At 62.4% G+C, this 17580-nt stretch carries 17 protein-coding genes and 1 pseudogene; 15 read left to right on the top strand and 3 right to left on the bottom strand.

Annotation, left to right across the window (positions count from 1 at the left end):
• Nucleotides 1-260: 260 nt before the first annotated feature.
• From HWX91_RS01120 to HWX91_RS01080, 9 genes are all read left to right on the top strand, one after another.
• A complete protein-coding gene (locus tag HWX91_RS01120) occupies nucleotides 261-1310 on the top strand; it encodes a sugar ABC transporter substrate-binding protein (protein WP_028196056.1) in 1050 nt (349 codons plus the stop codon).
• Entirely contained in the window at nucleotides 1307-2827 is a 1521-nt protein-coding gene (locus HWX91_RS01115) for a sugar ABC transporter ATP-binding protein (RefSeq protein WP_028196057.1), read from the top strand. Before HWX91_RS01120 ends, HWX91_RS01115 begins: the two co-directional genes overlap by 4 nt.
• Nucleotides 2817-3869, top strand: coding sequence for an ABC transporter permease (locus tag HWX91_RS01110; RefSeq protein ID WP_025496041.1), 1053 nt, complete (start codon nucleotides 2817-2819; stop codon nucleotides 3867-3869). The genes HWX91_RS01115 and HWX91_RS01110 overlap by 11 nt, the downstream gene beginning before the upstream one ends.
• 25 nt (nucleotides 3870-3894) lie before the next feature.
• The gene (locus HWX91_RS01105; protein WP_025496040.1) at nucleotides 3895-4257 is read left to right on the top strand and encodes a UxaA family hydrolase; all 363 of its coding nucleotides are present in this window, start codon (nucleotides 3895-3897) and stop codon (nucleotides 4255-4257) included.
• 42 nt (nucleotides 4258-4299) lie between these two features.
• On the top strand, nucleotides 4300-5613 hold the full coding sequence (locus HWX91_RS01100; RefSeq protein ID WP_025496039.1) for a UxaA family hydrolase: 1314 nt from the start codon (nucleotides 4300-4302) through the stop codon (nucleotides 5611-5613).
• A 121-nt stretch (nucleotides 5614-5734) separates the two neighbouring features.
• Complete coding sequence (locus tag HWX91_RS01095) at nucleotides 5735-6775, top strand: aldo/keto reductase (RefSeq protein ID WP_028196059.1); 1041 nt, start codon at nucleotides 5735-5737, stop codon at nucleotides 6773-6775.
• Nucleotides 6776-6782: 7 nt separating this feature from the next.
• Nucleotides 6783-7613, top strand: a complete 831-nt coding sequence (locus HWX91_RS01090; protein ID WP_028196060.1) for an amidohydrolase family protein — start codon at nucleotides 6783-6785, stop codon at nucleotides 7611-7613.
• 67 nt (nucleotides 7614-7680) lie between these two features.
• Nucleotides 7681-8424, top strand: coding sequence for an SDR family oxidoreductase (locus tag HWX91_RS01085; RefSeq protein WP_028196061.1), 744 nt, complete (start codon nucleotides 7681-7683; stop codon nucleotides 8422-8424).
• Between the two features lie 83 nt (nucleotides 8425-8507).
• On the top strand, nucleotides 8508-9356 hold the full coding sequence (locus HWX91_RS01080; RefSeq protein ID WP_028196062.1) for an ureidoglycolate lyase: 849 nt from the start codon (nucleotides 8508-8510) through the stop codon (nucleotides 9354-9356).
• 117 nt (nucleotides 9357-9473) lie between these two features.
• Here the strand turns inward: HWX91_RS01080 and HWX91_RS01075 are convergent, their stop codons facing one another.
• Nucleotides 9474-9908, bottom strand: a complete 435-nt coding sequence (locus HWX91_RS01075) for a PaaI family thioesterase (protein ID WP_028196063.1) — start codon at nucleotides 9906-9908, stop codon at nucleotides 9474-9476.
• A 267-nt stretch (nucleotides 9909-10175) separates the two neighbouring features.
• Between HWX91_RS01075 and HWX91_RS01070 the strand changes: the two genes are divergently transcribed.
• Nucleotides 10176-11798 (top strand): methyl-accepting chemotaxis protein, encoded by a 1623-nt coding sequence (locus tag HWX91_RS01070; protein ID WP_028196064.1) that lies wholly within the window; start codon nucleotides 10176-10178, stop codon nucleotides 11796-11798.
• Nucleotides 11799-11931: 133 nt separating this feature from the next.
• Here the strand turns inward: HWX91_RS01070 and HWX91_RS01065 are convergent, their stop codons facing one another.
• Nucleotides 11932-12135, bottom strand: a complete 204-nt coding sequence (locus tag HWX91_RS01065) for a cold-shock protein (protein ID WP_007178724.1) — start codon at nucleotides 12133-12135, stop codon at nucleotides 11932-11934.
• Nucleotides 12136-12353: 218 nt separating this feature from the next.
• Between HWX91_RS01065 and HWX91_RS01060 the strand changes: the two genes are divergently transcribed.
• Nucleotides 12354-12629 (top strand): hypothetical protein, encoded by a 276-nt coding sequence (locus tag HWX91_RS01060; RefSeq protein WP_028196065.1) that lies wholly within the window; start codon nucleotides 12354-12356, stop codon nucleotides 12627-12629.
• Nucleotides 12630-12682: 53 nt separating this feature from the next.
• On the opposite strand, the gene HWX91_RS01055 is transcribed toward HWX91_RS01060, so the two are convergent.
• Nucleotides 12683-13789: an AGE family epimerase/isomerase gene (locus HWX91_RS01055; RefSeq protein ID WP_028196066.1), complete on the bottom strand. Its 1107-nt coding sequence runs from the start codon at nucleotides 13787-13789 to the stop codon at nucleotides 12683-12685.
• A 161-nt stretch (nucleotides 13790-13950) separates the two neighbouring features.
• Between HWX91_RS01055 and HWX91_RS01050 the strand changes: the two are divergent.
• The 4 genes and pseudogenes from HWX91_RS01050 (at nucleotide 13951) to HWX91_RS01035 (ending at nucleotide 17399) form a co-directional block, all read left to right on the top strand.
• Nucleotides 13951-14634 (top strand): annotated as a pseudogene (locus HWX91_RS01050) (MgtC/SapB family protein).
• Between the two features lie 133 nt (nucleotides 14635-14767).
• Nucleotides 14768-16183: a hypothetical protein gene (locus HWX91_RS01045; RefSeq protein ID WP_028196067.1), complete on the top strand. Its 1416-nt coding sequence runs from the start codon at nucleotides 14768-14770 to the stop codon at nucleotides 16181-16183.
• Nucleotides 16184-16506: 323 nt separating this feature from the next.
• Nucleotides 16507-16665 (top strand): hypothetical protein, encoded by a 159-nt coding sequence (locus tag HWX91_RS01040; RefSeq protein ID WP_167346801.1) that lies wholly within the window; start codon nucleotides 16507-16509, stop codon nucleotides 16663-16665.
• Nucleotides 16666-17096: 431 nt separating this feature from the next.
• The gene (locus tag HWX91_RS01035) at nucleotides 17097-17399 is read left to right on the top strand and encodes a hypothetical protein (RefSeq protein ID WP_028196068.1); all 303 of its coding nucleotides are present in this window, start codon (nucleotides 17097-17099) and stop codon (nucleotides 17397-17399) included.
• The last annotated feature ends 181 nt before the right edge of the window (nucleotides 17400-17580 follow it).

The following is a 17580-nucleotide window of genomic DNA, read 5'->3' as shown; positions in this document are numbered from 1 at the left end:
TGGCGAATCTGAAGCGAGATGGCGACGGTCCAGGGAAAACACGGACGCTTGGTGCAGTGCACATCGCTTGACTTCGAAAAGTCCGTATATGAATAATACGTTCATTGGTGAATTTTCATCAATACCGATAAGACGATAAGAAAGCGCAGGACGCAGTGCCCGTCATCCGCGTGACCGGGTCACTCAGTTCAACAACGCATTTACCTTGCATGGGCCGGAGTCAGCGTCAAGGCAACTCCGGACCGACACAGGAGACAACCATGTCGTTCGCAAAGGGGTCGTTCACGGCTCGCCGCTGGTTTCGCAGTTCGCTATTTGCCGCCGCCGCGGCAGTGTGTGTCGGCGGCGTTGCCGTCAGCAGTGCCGCGCAAGCTGCCGAAACCGGCAAGGTCGGTCTCGGTCTGCCGCTTCTCACGTCGCCGTTCTGGCAGTCGTACAACAACTATCTGCCCAAGTACGCGAAAGACATGGGCATCGATATCCTCGCGCCGGTCAATTCGAACGGCGATCCCGCCCAGCAGATCACCGACATGAACAACCTGCTGAACCTCGGCGCAAAGGGCATCGTGGTCGGTCCGCTGGACTCGGCGGCGATCAGCCGCGCGCTCGATGCAGCGGCGGCGAAGAACGTCCCGGTGGTCGCCGTCGACGTCGCGCCGACGCAAGGCAAGGTCGCGATGGTGGTGCGCGCCGACAATCACGCTTACGGCGAAAAGGCGTGCAAGTACATCGGCGAGCATGTGAAGTCGGGCAAGGTGGTGCAGATCATGGGCGACCTGGCCTCGGTGAACGGGCGCGACCGGTCCGAAGCGTTCCGCTCGTGTCTGAAGGGCTTTCCGGGCTTGACGCTGCTGGAGATTCCGGCAGCCTGGAAGGGCGATGTGGCGGCCACCGCACTCGACAGCCTGCTCACCGCGAATCCTGACGTGAAGGCGATCTATATGCAGGCGGGTGGCGTTTATCTGTCGCCGACGCTGCAAACCCTGCGCCGCAAGCAGATGCTGTTTCCGGCCGGTAATGCGAAGCACGTCGTGATCGTCAGTAACGACGGCATTCCTCAGGAGTTCGACGCAATCCGCCGCGGCGATATCGACGCAACCATTTCGCAGCCCGCCGATTCCTACGCGAAATACGGTCTCTTCTATATCAAGGCGGCGTTGGCTGGTCAGACCTTCAAGCCGGGCCCGACGGATCACGGCAGCAACATCATCCAGCTGGCGCCGGGCGTTCTCGAAGATCAGCTGCCTGCGCCGCTCGTCACGAAGTCGAATGTCGACGACAAAGCCTTGTGGGGCAATACCGTTAAATGAGCGAGCCGACGCCCTCCGTGCCGGTGGTCGAAGCGTTTGACGTCACTAAACGCTTCGGCTCCACGGCTGCGCTGAAAGACGTGAGCATCCGCGTGATGCCAGGCGAGTCGCATGCGCTCGTCGGGCGTAACGGGGCCGGCAAATCGACGCTGGTGTCGATCCTTACCGGCCTGCGCAAGCCCGACACCGGCGAGGTGCGTTTTAGCGGCGCGGCCGCGCCGTCCATCGCGGATCGCGATGCGTGGCGCGAGCGGGTCGCCTGCGTTTATCAGCATTCGACGATCATCCGCGATTTGAGCGTTGCGGAGAATCTGTTCATCAACCGCCAGCCGGTGCGCGGCGGTGTGATCGATTGGCACGCGATGCGCCGCGACGCGCGCGAGTTGCTCGATCACTGGAAGATCGATGTGCGCGAAGACGCGCGTGCCGGCGATCTGAGCGTGGAAGCGCGGCAACTGGTGGAGATCGCGCGGGCGTTGTCGTATGGGGCGCGCTTCATCATCCTCGACGAGCCTACCGCGCAACTCGACGGCGACGAGATCAAGCGACTGTTTCGCCGCATCAGCGAATTGCAGCGCGAAGGCGTGACGTTCCTGTTCATCTCGCACCATTTGCAAGAGGTCTACGAAATCTGCCAGGCGGTGACGGTGCTGCGCGATGCGCGGCATATCGTCAGCGCGCCGGTTTCCGCGTTGCCGCGCGAGCAGTTGATCGAAGCGATGACCGGTGAGCGTGGCGGCCTCGCTGTCGCCGACGCGGCAGCGCGTGCTGCACTGCCTGCGGACACGGCCGTTGCGTTGGAAGTGAAGGATCTGGCCGGTGCCGACTACGAAGGCGTGTCGTTCACGGTGAAACGTGGCGAAGTAGTTGGGCTGACCGGCGCAACGAGCAGCGGCCGCACGAGCGTGGCCGAAGCGATTGCGGGTCTGCGCGCGGCGAAACACGGCTCGATCAGCGTCGATGGCGCCACGTTGCCGCCTGGCGACGTACCCGCGGCACTGGCGCACGGCATTGGCTGCGTGCCGAAGGATCGCCATCACGAAGGCCTGGTGCTGACGCAATCGGTGGCCGAAAACGCATCGATGACGATCACCCGCCTGCTTGGCAAATTCGGCATTGCGCCCCCGGCGAAGAAAAATGCTTTCGGTCAGAAGATGATCGATGCGCTCGGCATCGTCGCGCAAGGCCCCGAGCATGTGGTGTCCGGACTCTCGGGCGGCAATCAGCAGAAGGTGGTGATGGCGCGCGCGCTGGCCACCGATCCGAATGTACTCGTACTCATCGACCCTACCGCAGGCGTCGATGTGAAATCGAAAGAAGCGTTGCTGTCAGTCGTGGATCGCGTGCGCGAAGACGGTAAAGCCGTGCTGGTCGTGTCGGGCGAACTCGACGATCTGCGCACCTGTGACCGCGTGCTGGTCATGTTCCGCGGCCGTGTCGCGGCCGAATTTCCCGCGGGTTGGCAGGATCACGACCTGATCGCATCCGTTGAAGGAGTCAGTCTCCATGAAGAATAGTGTGCCCAGCCCTGCCTTCGGCACCGCGCAAGGTCCGGCGCAGCAGCCCGTCGCCCAGGCGACGCGCGGCAAACGCGCTCGCAGTGAACTCGCCCGGCTGCGCGAACTGGCGTTGCTGCCCGCGCTGGCGTTGCTGCTCGTAATCGGTGCGTTCGTCAGCCCAAGTTTCTTGACGAAGGCGAATCTGATCAGCGTGTTGGGTGCGTCCGCCGCCTTGGCCTTGGTCGTGCTCGCCGAATCGCTGATCGTGTTGACCGGCAAGTTCGATCTGTCGCTCGAATCAACGGTGGGCATTGCGCCCGCCGTCGGCGCAATGCTGGTGATGCCGGTGGCGTCCGCGGGCTTCGGAACGGAGTGGCCAGCTGCCGCCGGCCTGTTGGCTATCCTGGTGGTCGGCGCAGTGATCGGCTTCGTCAACGGCTTCCTGGTGGTGCGTTTGCGGCTGAATGCATTCATCGTCACGCTGGCGATGCTGATTGTGTTGCGCGGCATGCTGGTCGGTGCGACCAAGGGCGGCACGCTGTTCGACATGCCACCGTCGTTCTTCTCACTTGCCACCACGATTGTGCTTGGCCTGCCGTTGTCCGTATGGCTTGCGGCGGCCGCATTCGCGATAGCCGCATTCGTGCTGCGCTATCACCGGGTGGGCCGCGCGCTCTACGCGATTGGCGGCAATCCGGAAGCGGCGCGCGCGGCGGGGATTCGCGTCGAGCGCATTACGTGGGGCGTATTCGTGCTTGGCAGCATGCTGGCTTCGGTGGGCGGTTTGATCGTCACGGGCTATGTCGGCGCGATCAATGCGAATCAGGGCAACGGCATGATTTTCACGGTGTTCGCTGCGGCGGTGATCGGTGGCATTTCGCTCGACGGCGGCAAGGGCACGATGTTCGGCGCGCTCACCGGCGTGCTGCTGCTCGGCGTCGTGCAGAACCTGCTCACGCTTGCCCAGGTGCCGTCGTTCTGGATTCAGGCGATCTATGGCGCGATCATCCTCGGCTCGCTGATGGTCGCGCGGCTCGCCAGCGGCGAAGGCCAGAATTAATGCGTGCGCATCACGGAGAACTCACTTGACCAGCCGCCCGTTGGAAACACCGCAAGTGTCCCAGACCTCGCAAACTTCGCAAACCGACCCACGCCTGATCCTGCTCAGTCCGGCGGATAACTGCCTGATCGCGGCGGCGCGTCTCGATGCGGGCACGCAGGTCGAGATCGAAGGCGAGCGCGTGACGCTGACCAAAACGATCGACTTGGGCCACAAAGTCGCGCGCCGCGAGCTCGCCAAAGACGACAAGGTATTGCGTTACGGCGCGGTGATCGGCCACGTGACCGAGGCGGTGGCGCGCGGTGCGCATCTGCATACGCACAACCTCGAAAGCGATTATCTGCCCACTTACACGCATGACGCGGGTCACGAGTTCGTTCATCACTGATTTGAGCACTATGAAGTGGCCTCGCGCCGCGCTGGAAAGATCATGACTGACACTTCCGTAGCATCCGCCGCCTTGCAACGGCCCTCGCTGCAAGGCTATTTGCGCAGCGATGGCCGTAAAGGCATCCGCAATGTCGTCGCAGTGGCGTATCTGGTCGAGTGCGCGCATCACGTCGCGCGCGAGATCGTCACGCAGTTTCGCGAACCGCTCGATGCTTTCGACGATCCCTCCGCCGGGCGCGAGCCGCCGGTGCATCTGATCGGCTTTCCCGGCTGCTATCCGAACGGATACGCCGAAAAGATGCTCGAGCGCCTCACCACGCATCCGAACGTCGGCGCGGTGCTGTTCGTATCGCTCGGGTGCGAGAGCATGAACAAGCACTACCTCGTCGACGTCGTGCGCGCAAGCGGCCGTCCTGTCGAAGTCCTGACGATTCAGGAAAAAGGCGGCACGCGCAGCACGATTCAATACGGCGTGGACTGGGTTCGCGGCGCGCGCAAGCAACTTGCCGCGCAGCAGAAGGTACCGATGGCGCTGAACGAACTGGTCGTCGGCACGATCTGCGGCGGCTCGGACGGCACCAGCGGCATCACCGCGAATCCGGCCGTGGGCCGCGCGTTCGATCATCTGATCGACGCCGGCGCGACTTGCATTTTCGAGGAAACCGGCGAGCTGGTGGGCTGCGAGTTCCATATGAAAACGCGTGCTGCACGGCCAGACCTCGGAGACGAAATTGTCGCGTGCGTAGCGAAGGCGGCGCGCTACTACTCGATCCTCGGACATGGCAGTTTTGCAGTCGGCAACGCGGACGGCGGCCTCACCACGCAAGAGGAAAAATCGCTGGGCGCGTATGCAAAAAGCGGCGCGTCGCCGATCGTCGGCATCATCAAACCCGGCGATATTCCGCCGACCGGCGGCCTCTATCTTCTCGACGTCGTGCCCGACGGCGAGCCGCGCTTCGGCTTTCCGAACATCAGCGACAACGCGGAAATCGGTGAGCTGATCGCGTGCGGAGCGCATGTGATTCTGTTCACGACCGGACGTGGGTCGGTGGTTGGCTCGGCGATTTCGCCGGTCATCAAGGTCTGCGCGAATCCCGCGACATACCGCAATCTCGCCGGCGATATGGACGTTGATGCAGGCCGCATTCTCGAAGGCCGCGGCACGCTCGATGAAGTCGGCCTCGAAGTGTTCGAGCAAACGGTGGCGGTGTCGCTCGGCGCGGCGTCGAAATCGGAAATGCTCGGACACCAGGAATTCATCCTGACGTACAAGACTTTCGAACCGGTCGGGCCGGCTTGCCTGCCGTCGAGCGCTGCGCCGCTGCATCAGGTCGTTGCGATCGCGCGGCATTGAGCGGATTCGACTATTGGCATCGCCTATCGACCGCCACGCCGCGATCGATTCGGCGGCCATCAAGGCGGTGGGCAAAGACCGTCCGCACGTGTTAAAACATCACAAACAGGAGACGCGGTCCATGACGGCAACGATCGGTTCGAAGATCGAACAGCGGCGCGGCATTGGCCGCCGTGCTTTACGAGTGAGCGGATTGGGGCTCGGCACGGCGCCCTTGGGCGGCCTCTATCGCGATCTGTCCGACGAAGAAGCACACGCGACCATTGCCGCCGCGTGGGACGCCGGCGTGCGGTTTTTCGACACCGCCCCGCACTACGGCCACACGAAAGCCGAGCACCGTTTAGGTGACGCGCTGCGCGGCTATCCGCGCAGCGAATACGTGCTCTCCACCAAAGTCGGGCGCCGCTTCGTGCCGCGCACCACACCCTACGACGGCAGCGAGGGCTGGCAAGACCCGCTGCCGTTCCAGGCCATCTACGACTACACGCACGACGGCATTCTGCGTTCGTTCGAAGACAGCCAGCAGCGCCTCGGCATTGTCGATATCGACATTCTGCTGGTGCACGATATCGGCGTTGTCACGCATGGCGACAAGAATTCCCACTACTGGCGGCAACTGACCGAAGGCGGCGGCTTTCGCGCGCTCGACGATTTGCGCGCCTCGGGTGCGGTCAAAGCGGTTGGACTCGGCGTCAATGAAGGCGCGGCCATACTCGACGCGATGGCGGAATTCGACATCGATTGCGCGTTGCTCGCGGGCCGTTATACGCTGCTCGAACAGGCCACGCTCGACGACCTTTTGCCGGAATGTGAAAAGCACGGCGTCAGCATCCTGTTAGGCGGCGCGTTTAATTCGGGCATTCTGGCGCGTGGTGTCAGCGGCGACCTGAAATTCAATTATGGCGATGCGCCGAGCGAAATCATCGAGCGCGTCGCGCGGCTCGAAACCGTGTGCCGCGTGCATGGCGTGCCGCTCGCTGCCGCGGCCTTGCAGTTTCCGTATGCGCATCCGGCGGTCGCGACTGTATTGACCGGCGCGCGCAGCGCCGACGAATTACGTGAGAACGTCGCGTCGTTCGAGTTGCCGATCCCCGCAGAGTTGTGGTCCGCGTTGCGCGACAAGGGCTTGCTCGACAGCCGCGCGCCCGCACCAGAGGATTGATTTGACAATGCCTATCGACGCACACCAGCACTATTGGGACCCCGCTCGCGGCGACTACGAGTGGCTCACGCCGGAACTGAAGATCCTGTACCGGCCGTTCGGTCCTGCCGATCTCAAGCCGCTGCGCGAAACTGCGGGCATCGAACGGACGGTGGTAGTGCAGGCGGCGCCGACGATCGACGAAACACGTTACCTGCTGGACATCGCGCGCAACGAAGCTTCGATTGCGGGCGTGGTCGGCTGGGTGCCCTTGCTGTTGCCCAACGCGCCGACTGTGATCGAAGCGCTGTCGCATGAGCCGAAGTTCAAGGGTGTGCGGCCGATGCTGCAGGATTTACCTGACGACTCGTGGATCGCGAACCCGGACCTGGCGCCCGCCATCGACGCGCTGATCGCGCATGACCTCGCGTTCGACGCGTTGATTTACGCGCGCCACGTCGAGTATTTCGAAACTTTCGCGGCGCGTTTTCCCGCGCTGCGCATCGTCGTGGACCACGGTGCCAAGCCGCCGATCCGCTACGGGCGCGCCGGCTGGCCGAGTTGGGCCGAGGCGATTACCCGGCTCGCTCAACTGCCGCACGTGCATTGCAAGCTCTCGGGGCTCGTCACGGAAGCGTCGCCAGGCTGGAGCGAAGAAACGCTGCATCCGTACGTCGACCATCTGCTGAAGTCCTTCGGTCCCGCGCGTTTGATGTGGGGCAGCGACTGGCCGGTGCTCGATCTGAACGGCGACTATCTGCTCTGGCACTCGGTGGCGAACACCTTGCTCGCGTCCTTGAGCGACGCGGAGCGTGAAGCGGTTTTTGGCGGCAACGCCGCTGCGTTTTATCGACTTTGATGTGACACGCGTCGTGACGAAAGCAAGTCACGAAGACAACAGAAAGCCCATTGAACTGGAGTCGTAGATGACACAAAGACTGGCCGGCAAGACGGCCCTGATCACCGCGGCAGGACAAGGCATTGGTCTGGCCACCGCGGAACTGTTCGCGCGCGAAGGCGCGCGCGTGATCGCCACCGATATCCGCATCGACGGACTCGCCGGCAAACCGGTCGAAGCGCGCAAGCTCGACGTGCGCGATGGCGCGGCAATCAAGGCGTTGGCAGCCGAACTCGGCGCGATCGACGTGCTGTTCAATTGTGCGGGCTTCGTGCACGCCGGCTCGATCCTCGAATGCAGCGAGGAAGATTGGGACTTTGCCTTCGACCTGAACGCGAAGGCGATGTACCGCATGATCCGCGCGTTTTTGCCCGCCATGCTGGAGAAGGGCGGCGGCTCGATCATCAATATGTCGTCGGCGGCGTCGAGTGTGAAGGGTGTGCCGAACCGCTTCGCTTACAGCGCGTCGAAAGCCGCGGTGATCGGGCTGACCAAGTCGGTCGCTGCGGACTTCATTACGCGTGGTGTACGCTGTAACGCGATCTGCCCGGGCACGGTTGCTTCGCCGTCGCTCGAACAGCGGATCGTCGAGCAGGCCAAGGCGCAAAACGCGACACTCGAAGCCGTGCAGGCGGCTTTTGTCGCGCGTCAGCCGATGGGCCGGATCGGCAAGCCGGAAGAGATCGCCGCGCTGGCGCTGTATCTCGCGTCAGACGAATCGTCGTTTACCACCGGTCATGCGCATGTGATCGACGGCGGCTGGTCGAATTGACTCGGCGCACACGGGCGGCGACGCGCGCCCGCTGACCCACGAACCGAAACACGAACCGAATATCACTGAAAGGAAGTGCCAGGATGAAACTGCTTCGCTATGGGCCGAAAGGCCAGGAAAAGCCGGGCCTGCTCGACGCCCAAGGCAAGATTCGCGATCTGTCGAAGGTGGTGGGCGACATCGACGGCGCCGCGCTGACCGACGAGGGCCTCGCCAAACTGCGCGCGCTCGATCCGGCTTCGCTGCCGGTTGTGGAAGGCAACCCACGCATGGGCCCGTGCGTCGGCAAGATCGGTAAGTTCATCTGTATCGGGCTGAACTATGCGGACCACGCGGCCGAATCGAATCTGCCGGTGCCGTCGGAACCGGTGATTTTCAACAAGTGGACGAGCGCGATCTGCGGCCCGAACGACGACGTCGAAATTCCGCGCGGCTCGAAGAAGACCGACTGGGAAGTCGAACTCGGGGTGGTGATCGGCAAGCCGGCGAAATATGTCGACGAAGCCAACGCGCTTGATTATGTCGCTGGCTACTGCGTGATCAACGACGTGTCGGAACGCGAATGGCAGATTGAACGCGGCGGCACATGGGACAAGGGCAAGGGCTTCGACACGTTCGGCCCGATCGGTCCGTGGGTCGTGACGCGCGATGAAGTGGCCGATCCGCAGAATCTGAGCTTGTGGCTCGAAGTAGACGGCCACCGCTATCAGAACGGCAGCACGAAGACGATGGTGTTCGGCGTGGCGAAGCTGGTGTCGTATGTGTCGCAGTGCATGAGCCTGCAACCGGGCGACGTGATTTCGACCGGCACGCCGCCGGGCGTCGGCATGGGCGTGAAACCGAATCCGGTGTTCCTGAAACCGGGCCAGACGATCCGTCTCGGTATCGAAGGTCTTGGCGAGCAGACGCAAAAGACTTACGCGGCCGAGTGATTTGGCTGTCCGTCGAAAAGCGTTGTTGATGCAGAAAATGAAAGACCGTTCCCGCGCGAGGCGGGAACGGTCTTTTGCTTCTTTGGCGCGTCTCTTTGACCCGCTTCTTTCGCTCGTTTAGCTCGCCTGCTCGTGCTCGCCGTTCTCGCTGATGCGATTGATCGTGCCCTGCGCGACAGCGACGAGCTTCTCGCGGCCACCATCCATCACATACACGTTGCACTGGCAGGTGGCCTGCAGCCGGCCCGCGTAGACCACCCTCGCCCGCGCGATCAGCGTGCCGTTCACCACCGGCCGCAGATAGTTGATCTTGTACTCGCCGGTCACGACCTTCGGACCTAGCGACAGCGCCCCGGCGAACGTCAGCGCATTGTCCGCGAGATAACTGATGACGCCGCCATGCACGAAGCCATGCTGTTGCCGCAACTCGTCGCGGATGGGCAGGCAGAGCGTCAGTTCGTTGCTGTCCGTGTGCATCAGCTCCGCGCCTAGCAGCATGCTGAACGGCTGGGCATGCAGTGCGCCGCGCGCCCGGTCGAGGATGTCGGTCATCGTGATTCCTTCGGGCGTGGCCCGTAGTGGCATCTGCACCGGCGTGCGTTGTGCAGTCCCTACCCACTCTAGGAAGCGCCGACGCACCGCGTCAAGGTGAATCCGAAATATCTGCGCAGCATTGTTGCGCAAATTGACGAGAATTGCGGAGTTGGCCGAGGAAAAGGGGATGTAAGGCGATCTTTCGCGAAATTGATCTTCAGCAAAGTTCAGGCTTGCCGTTAACCCTGACGTAGTTCCCGCCATTCTTTGCTTTAGGTGTTCACGATGTTCAGCAAGATCAAGGTCGCATCCGGCCTGTTGTGTGTTCTGGCCGCGTTCTGCGTTTTTCAGCTCGTCACGGTGGGGCTGGGGTTCTGGTCGCTCACGCGCACGCACGACGACGTGGGCGATCTGTCGAACATCGCGTTGAAGCAGGTGGATGCGGTCAATGAAACCACCCAGCACCTGATGGATGCGCGCATCAACCTGTCGCGCGCCGGTACGCGCATGGTGCGCGGCGGCGCCGAGCCGACCGACATCGTGCTGCATGCTCGCGAGCAGCTGAGCGCCGCCGAACAATCCTTCAACGCGTTCGTGAGCGCGCACAAGACCAGCGACGAAAACACGGCACGTGCCACCGCACTGGCCGAGAAATACAAGAAGCTGCACGACGCGCTGACGGAGTTGGCGCAATTCCTCGATTCGAACAATATTCAGGCCTTTCTGGACCAGCCGACGCAGGGCTTCCAGGACGCCTATCTCGGCGAGTCGCGTAATTTCGTGCAATTCGGCACGACCGCGAGCCGGGCGTCGATCGATTCGATCGACAGCCGCATGGCGATGTTCCGTGCCGTCAGCATCGCGATTCTGGTGCTCCTGGTGGCAGGCACGGTCGGCGTGTACGCCGCGCTCCGCAAGGGCGTGGTAGCGCCGCTGGAAGAAGCCGGCCGTCACTTCGACCGGATCGCGCAAGGACGCCTCGACCAGCCGATCGCTTCGCGGGGCACCAATGAGATCGGCCGCCTGTTCTCGGGCCTCGCGAAAATGCAGGCCAGCGTGGCGCGCACCGTGCAAACCGTGCGCGAATCCGCCGATTCGATTCACCTCGGTGCCGATGAAATCGCCACCGGCAACGCCGATCTGTCGGCTCGCACGGAAAATCAGGCGGCCTCGCTCGAAGAAACCGCGTCGAGCATGGAGGAATTGACCGCCACGGTGCGTCAGAACGCCGATCACGCCCGTGAAGCCAATGCGCTTGCCGAGACCGCGCTCGAGGCCACCTCGCGCGGCAGCGAAGTGGTCAACGAGGTGGTCGAGAAGATGCGCGGCATCGCGCAAAGCTCGGACAAGATCGCCGAGATCATTTCGGTGATCGACGGCATTGCGTTCCAGACCAATATCCTCGCGCTGAACGCGGCCGTGGAAGCGGCCCGTGCGGGCGAGCAGGGGCGCGGCTTTGCCGTGGTGGCGGGCGAGGTGCGTGGGCTGGCTCAGCGCAGCGCGCAGTCGGCGAAGGAAATCAAGACCCTGATCAGCGAATCGGTTGCGGAGATTCAGGGCGGTTCGGCGCTGGTCGAGCATGCAGGCGAAGCGATGAGCAACGTTTCAGCATCGATTTCGCGCGTCACGCAGATGATGGCGGAAATCAGCGCGTCGTCGCTCGAGCAGAGCACGGGTATCGAGCAGGTCAACCAGGCGGTGGTGCAGATGGACGAGATGACGCAGCAGAACGCGGCGCTTGTCGAAGAAGCCGCCGCGGCGGCAGCTTCACTGCATCAACAGACACAGCAATTGAAAGAAGCGGTCTCTGTGTTCGAAATTTCGGAAACTGTGTTGCGGACGCAACAAATCGACGACTTGCACGGGCAAACGGTGGCGTTTGGGCTGTCGGGAATGCGGGCAATCTGAATCGTACAGACGCTGTACAGGCTGGGCAGCGGTGCCCCAAAAGAGGGCATCTGCCATAGAAAATGGCCCGCGAAAGCGGGCCATTTTGCATTAGACGCGAACGCCTAAGGGTGCTTCAAGTACCGGAAGGTACTTAGGCCGGCTGGATGTTCGCAGCCTGCTTGCCCTTCGGGCCTTGCTTGACTTCGAACGTCACTTTCTGGTTTTCCTGCAGGGACTTGAAGCCGCTGCCTTGAACTTCCGAAAAGTGCGCGAAGAGATCTTCACCGCCGTCGTCCGGCGTGATGAAGCCAAAGCCCTTTGCATCGTTAAACCACTTCACAGTACCTGTTGCCATTTTTGATCCAATAAATGTTGTGTGTTGCATTCGCGACCGCTATTTCTCAACGTGAGATCGAGCGCGAAGTGAGAGTTGTATCACGTCTTTATGATGGACGCCAATCAACCAGTATTCGGGTATTCCCCCGATCAGGCCTTTTTGAGGCCTGGAAAGCATTTGCAGGAATGCCTCGGCCGGTAGGGTAAACTGCTTGTATTACTTTTCCAGGAAAAACATTGACACATTATTTGCAAGAAGAACTTACCTCGTTCTGGAGTCGTTTGACACCTTATCTCGCGATATTGGAGTCGAAATTACCTCAGGAAGGCGCCCTGGATCCGGTCGGCCGCATCACGATCGACACCGAAAATCACCAGGCTTTCGCCCTTCACACCACCGATAAAAAGCCGCACGGCGACACATCGGATACCCCCACCGGACAAAGCGCGACCTACACGCGATTTAAAACTGCCGACGCCGATTGGGGCCCCTGGCAACGCGAAGCCTATTGATCGACCGGCCGGTCGGCTTTTAACGCCGACGGCAGGCAGAGGACGGCCGGTGTTTAGGCCGGCAATGCGCCATAAGCGGTCGCAAGGTGATAGGGCGTGGTCGACGGCATGTCGGCCCGGGCCACTTCATCGGCGGCCGTTTTGCATTCGAACCAGCCTTGCGGACGCAGGAAGCGTTGCCGGAAGAGCTCGATTTGCCGCGGCAGCGCGGCGAGCGCGGCGGCGTCGCCATGGCTTGCGAGGGCACGCAAATACTCCGTCTGGGCCCAGATCCGCTGGGTGGCGTCCTTGATCTCCCCGGTTTCGTCGAGCGAGGCGCACACACCGCCCGTTTGCGGGTCCACGCCATACTGCTGCGCGAAGCTGAACGCGCGCGTCAGAGATTCGTCGAGACCGGAGCCTTCGAACAACGCGCCCGCCTGCTTGACCAGCCAGAACCATTCGAACTGGTGGCCCGGCTCCAGACGGTTGTCTTCGGAGCCAATCGGCAACTCGGCAATGCAGCCGGTCGGCGCATGGACGAAGTGACGGGCGACCGCGCTGGCCAGACGGCGCAACGGGGCGTCGAAGGCGCTGTCGCGCGTGGCGTGGCGGGCGGACAGCCAGGCTTCGGTCAGATGCATCAGCGGATTCTGGATCGGCGTGCCGGTCACGCCGGCGAAATCCGCCGTGAGCGCGGCGTTCAACAGGTCGTCATCCGCCGCGAAATGCGATTGGATCAGTGCCGACGTGCGATGCACGACGTCCAGTGCGTCCCGGTTGCCTGAATGGCCGGCATATTCCGCGCAGGCGAATACGATGAACGCATGGGTGTACAGGTCTTTGGTGCTGTCGAGCGGTGCACCCTGCGCATCCACGCTATAGAACCATCCGCCATGGCGCGTGTCCTGAAAGGTGTGGACCAGCGAGTCGAATAGCACCTCGGCATGAGCCGCATCGCCCGCTTGCGAGAACACGAACAACTGCCGCGCACACGCCATCGCCCGGTAGCGTTGCGCGGGCAACGGTTCGGGACCCTCGGCGCTGACTGCTTCGTACGGCAGCTTCAATGCGGTATTGAAACCAGGCCCGCGCCACAGTGGCAGCACCACACGAGTGAAGTGATCACGCAGTGTGGCGGCGAGGGCGATTGTGGAAGCGGGATGGGTCATGCTTTGCATAGTTCGGTTGGTCAATTGCGGTCATTCGAGGCGCCTGCGGACCCGGCTTGTCGCTTTCTGAGCACGTGCGTTCGGGCAAGCATAAAGCAAAAACCGCCGCTGCTGACACTCCGCCACAGGCGCGCAATACGCGTCAAATAGTCTTGAATAAGGAGAAAACAATGGGGAACCTTGAACTCATTTCCCGTCTGGTATTGGCCGCCGCACTCGGCAGTGTGATCGGCTTCGAGCGCGAGCGGCTCTCATGGGCAGCGGGATTGCGCACGCATATGCTGGTCTGCGTGGGTTCGACACTCATCATGATCGTCTCGGCCTACGGCTTTACCGAGGTGCTGTCGGCTGATCACATTGTGCTCGATCCGTCGTGAATGGCCGCTCAGGTGGTCTCGGGCATAGGCTTTCTCGGTGCGGGGTCGATCTTGCTGCGCGGCGAGATCGTGCGCGGGCTGACGACGGCGGCAAGCCTCTGGTCGGTCGCGGCAATCGGGCTGGCGGTCGGCGGGGGATTGTATACGGCGTCGATTGCCGCGACCATCATCATTCTGATCATCCTTGCCGGGATCAAGCCGCTCGAGCGCCGCTTCATCACGATGAAGCAGCGGCGTCAGTTGACGATGCTCGTTGAGCGCGGCACCTTGACCTTCCATTCGCTGCACGACGAACTCGGCGCCGCGAGCCCACGCGTCAAGCAATTCGTGATGCAGCAAAGCGACGATGCACCGGAATGCGACGAAGTGACAATCACGTTGCATCGCGTGTCGAATACGGAATATGAAGCGATCTGCGCACGCTTGCGTCAGCTGCACGGTGTCAGGCAGTTCCGGCAGGACGAGACGTCGTCTTAAAAACGGAAAAAACGTCGGCGAATGGCTTCGGCTGGGGCGGGCGGCCATGCGACAATGCGGTCTCGAAAAATTCCAATGGTATTGACGAGCGGTGCCCGGCGCCCGCTTTCCGGCGACGACCGCTTTTTTCTCTATGGCAGATTCCGCAGCATCCACGCAGTCCCGGCCTCAGCGCACCGCTTCGAAGAAGCGGCGTCAGGCCACCGTCTCGACCGAAACTGAAAACAAACTCGCGCGCGCCGCGCGCTCGGCCCAACGTCTCGCGCAACTGAGCGATGCCTCGCGCGACGACAGCACGCTCGATCTGTTCCCCGACGATCCCACCCGCGCCACGCTGGAAGCGATGAACATCGACGTCCGGCAAGGCACGCTGCACGGCTTCGAATTACCCGATGTGGTGCTGGCCGCTGTTGGAGCGATCGATGCCGACGGCTTGTCGCTGGACGCAAAGGCCGCGCGTCGCGCGCCGCGCACCACGAAATCCGAAGAACCGGCGCCGGTGTATGCGCAATTGAGCGGCCTCGAGCCGGAGGCGGTCGAGGCGCCGACATTGTTGGTTGGCGGAGTGGCTTTCGACGACGCCAAGGCGGCCACCGAGGCTTCAGCCGAAGAGAAGCCGGCAACATCGGCACGCGACGCGGCCGCGCCGCTCACATCGGCGATGGCAGCGGCTACTGTCGCGCGAAGTGTGACCGCGCTGCGCCAGGCGGCTGAATCGGGCGCCACGACGGGGGATGCAACGACTGCATCGACCTCGGGCGCAGCGAAACCGGCCATGCCGCCGCAGCGCTTCGCCGCGACTTTTACCAAGGCGACGACGGCCTCGCGGGAAGCCGCCGGCGCCGACGCCGCGAATGCCGGGCCTGCGAAAGCTGGAGCGGAGCGCGCGCCGTCTTCGACGGAAGCCGAGGCCGGAGCAGCGCGGGTGTTCTCTTCGCCTGAAACTGGCGCCGGCGTGGTGGCTGCTGGATCGAAGCTGGGTACAACGCCCACGTCCACGCCGGGTAATGCTTCCGCATCGGCGCCTGCGCCTGCGGCAGCCGCAAGCGCTGCTTTTGCTGCACCCTCTTTCCGGGAAGCCCAGCGCGCCGAAGCCGCCGCGGCAGCGCTGCGTGCCGCGCCTGAACTCGACCGCGCGCGGGCGACGGCTTTCGCCGATACCGTCGACGCGTTATATGGCGTGATTGCCGATCAGCGCCTCGCCGCCACCGACCATTCACGCCGCATGAAATGGATGCTGTCGATCGTGGTGGGCGCGTTGCTGATGACGGTCGCGATCGGCATCACGCAGACCGTGCTTCTGATGCGCCTGACGCGTGAAACCACGTCCCAGCAGCACCGCCTCGAACAGATGATGCAGAACCAGCAGGCCGCCATGGCCAGCCTGCTCGATACCCACCTGGCGATGGCTACCGCAGCGGCGGCCACTGCCGCATCTGGCGCAGCCGCACCCGCGGCACTCCAGCCAGCCGCAGCCGCGCCGACTCATGGCAAACGCAGCGCGCGAGCACAGCACGCGCACAAGCCGAAAGCAGCCAACTCCCACTGACTTTTCGCGACCGCCGCGCCGGCAAAAGCTGGCTGCGGCGGTCGCCGTCAATGCCGCTCTGTTCGGCCCCCGTAAAGCATGACAAGCTCGGAACCCGCACGCAGCGGGCGCCAGCGGGGATTGCGTTTCAGTAGGCGGACGGTTTGATCTGAAATTTGAAAAAGGGGACGTTGTCATGATGCGACGCACCATGCACAAAAACCCTGTGGCAACACATCGCACCCAAGAAATTGCTGCATTGCACTAGCTTTTGCCTAGGGAAAACCCTATAATGTTTCTTAAGGGAAAACCCTAACAAATGCAGTAACCAACCGGGAGTCGCCATGAGCTACATTTTTGCACTGTTCCAAAAGGTCAGCGACCTCTTTGCGTCGCCCCATCTGCCGCTGGATTCGGACTACTCGTATGCAGCGCGTAGCCGCGAAGCAGAGCGCATGCGCAAAGCGCAAGCCACGTTGTTCGGCATTAAGCTGAGCGACTAAGAAGAAAGCTGTACGGCCTGAGCGCGGACCACCGCGTCCGGGCGCGCACCTCGAGTGCGCCCGCTTTATTGAAGCCACCGCCCGCGAAATGCGTGCCGTGGCTTTTGTTTTTGAATGTCCCCATCCCACTCCGCACTTTTCCGAATATTTCCTGGCCGAAATGAGTGTAACGGTGGCTGACACGACGCCGCGCTGCCATTTGATTGATCTATCGCGCATCCGCTTCAGACGAGCGCCGAGCGCCCAAAAGGCCCGTCTTCATCCGTCCCTTTCTACGAAACGTGTGCTTACAAGTGCTCACGTTTTCATGCGGTTTGCACCGTTAAAGTTGATTTCAAGCGTACGGCGTCCGGTCCGAACCCAAAATCGCGGTTCGACGCAGGCCGAACACGGACGCCGGCTTGATATAAAACTTTGCATGGGAGGTCACGATGAAAACCTTTAACAAGACGTCGCGTTCGATTGTTGCAACCTTGCTGGCAGGTGGCGCGTTGCTCGCGGCCGGCAGCGCTTTTGCTCAGGAACGAGTGGTTGTCGAGAATGGTCCGGGACCGGCGGTGTACGGTCAGCCGCACATGATGCCGGTGGGCGTGTCGATCAACATCGGCTGGCATGGCGATCGTTACTACGACGGCCACCGCTACTGGGCTCACGACGACTGGATGCGTCATCATCCGCACGACTACGATCCGCATCATCACGACGACCGTCGCCCGCCGCCCCCGCGTTACTAATGCGCGCATGACGGCGCCGCGTGACGCGGCGTGAAGTCCACAAAGCCGGTCCTTCCTCGCGGAAGACCGGCTTTGTCGCGTTCGGGCTTGAAATACGGCGCGCTGCGCTATGCTTGAAAGCTTTCATCGATGGCAGCAGGAGAGCGGCGTGGATAAGGCAGTCATAGGCGTAGTGGGCACG

Source organism: Paraburkholderia fungorum, from assembly GCF_902833645.1.
In the GTDB taxonomy this organism is placed as follows: Bacteria; Pseudomonadota; Gammaproteobacteria; order Burkholderiales; family Burkholderiaceae; genus Paraburkholderia; species Paraburkholderia fungorum.
This window is presented reverse-complemented; position numbering and strand designations above follow the sequence as displayed.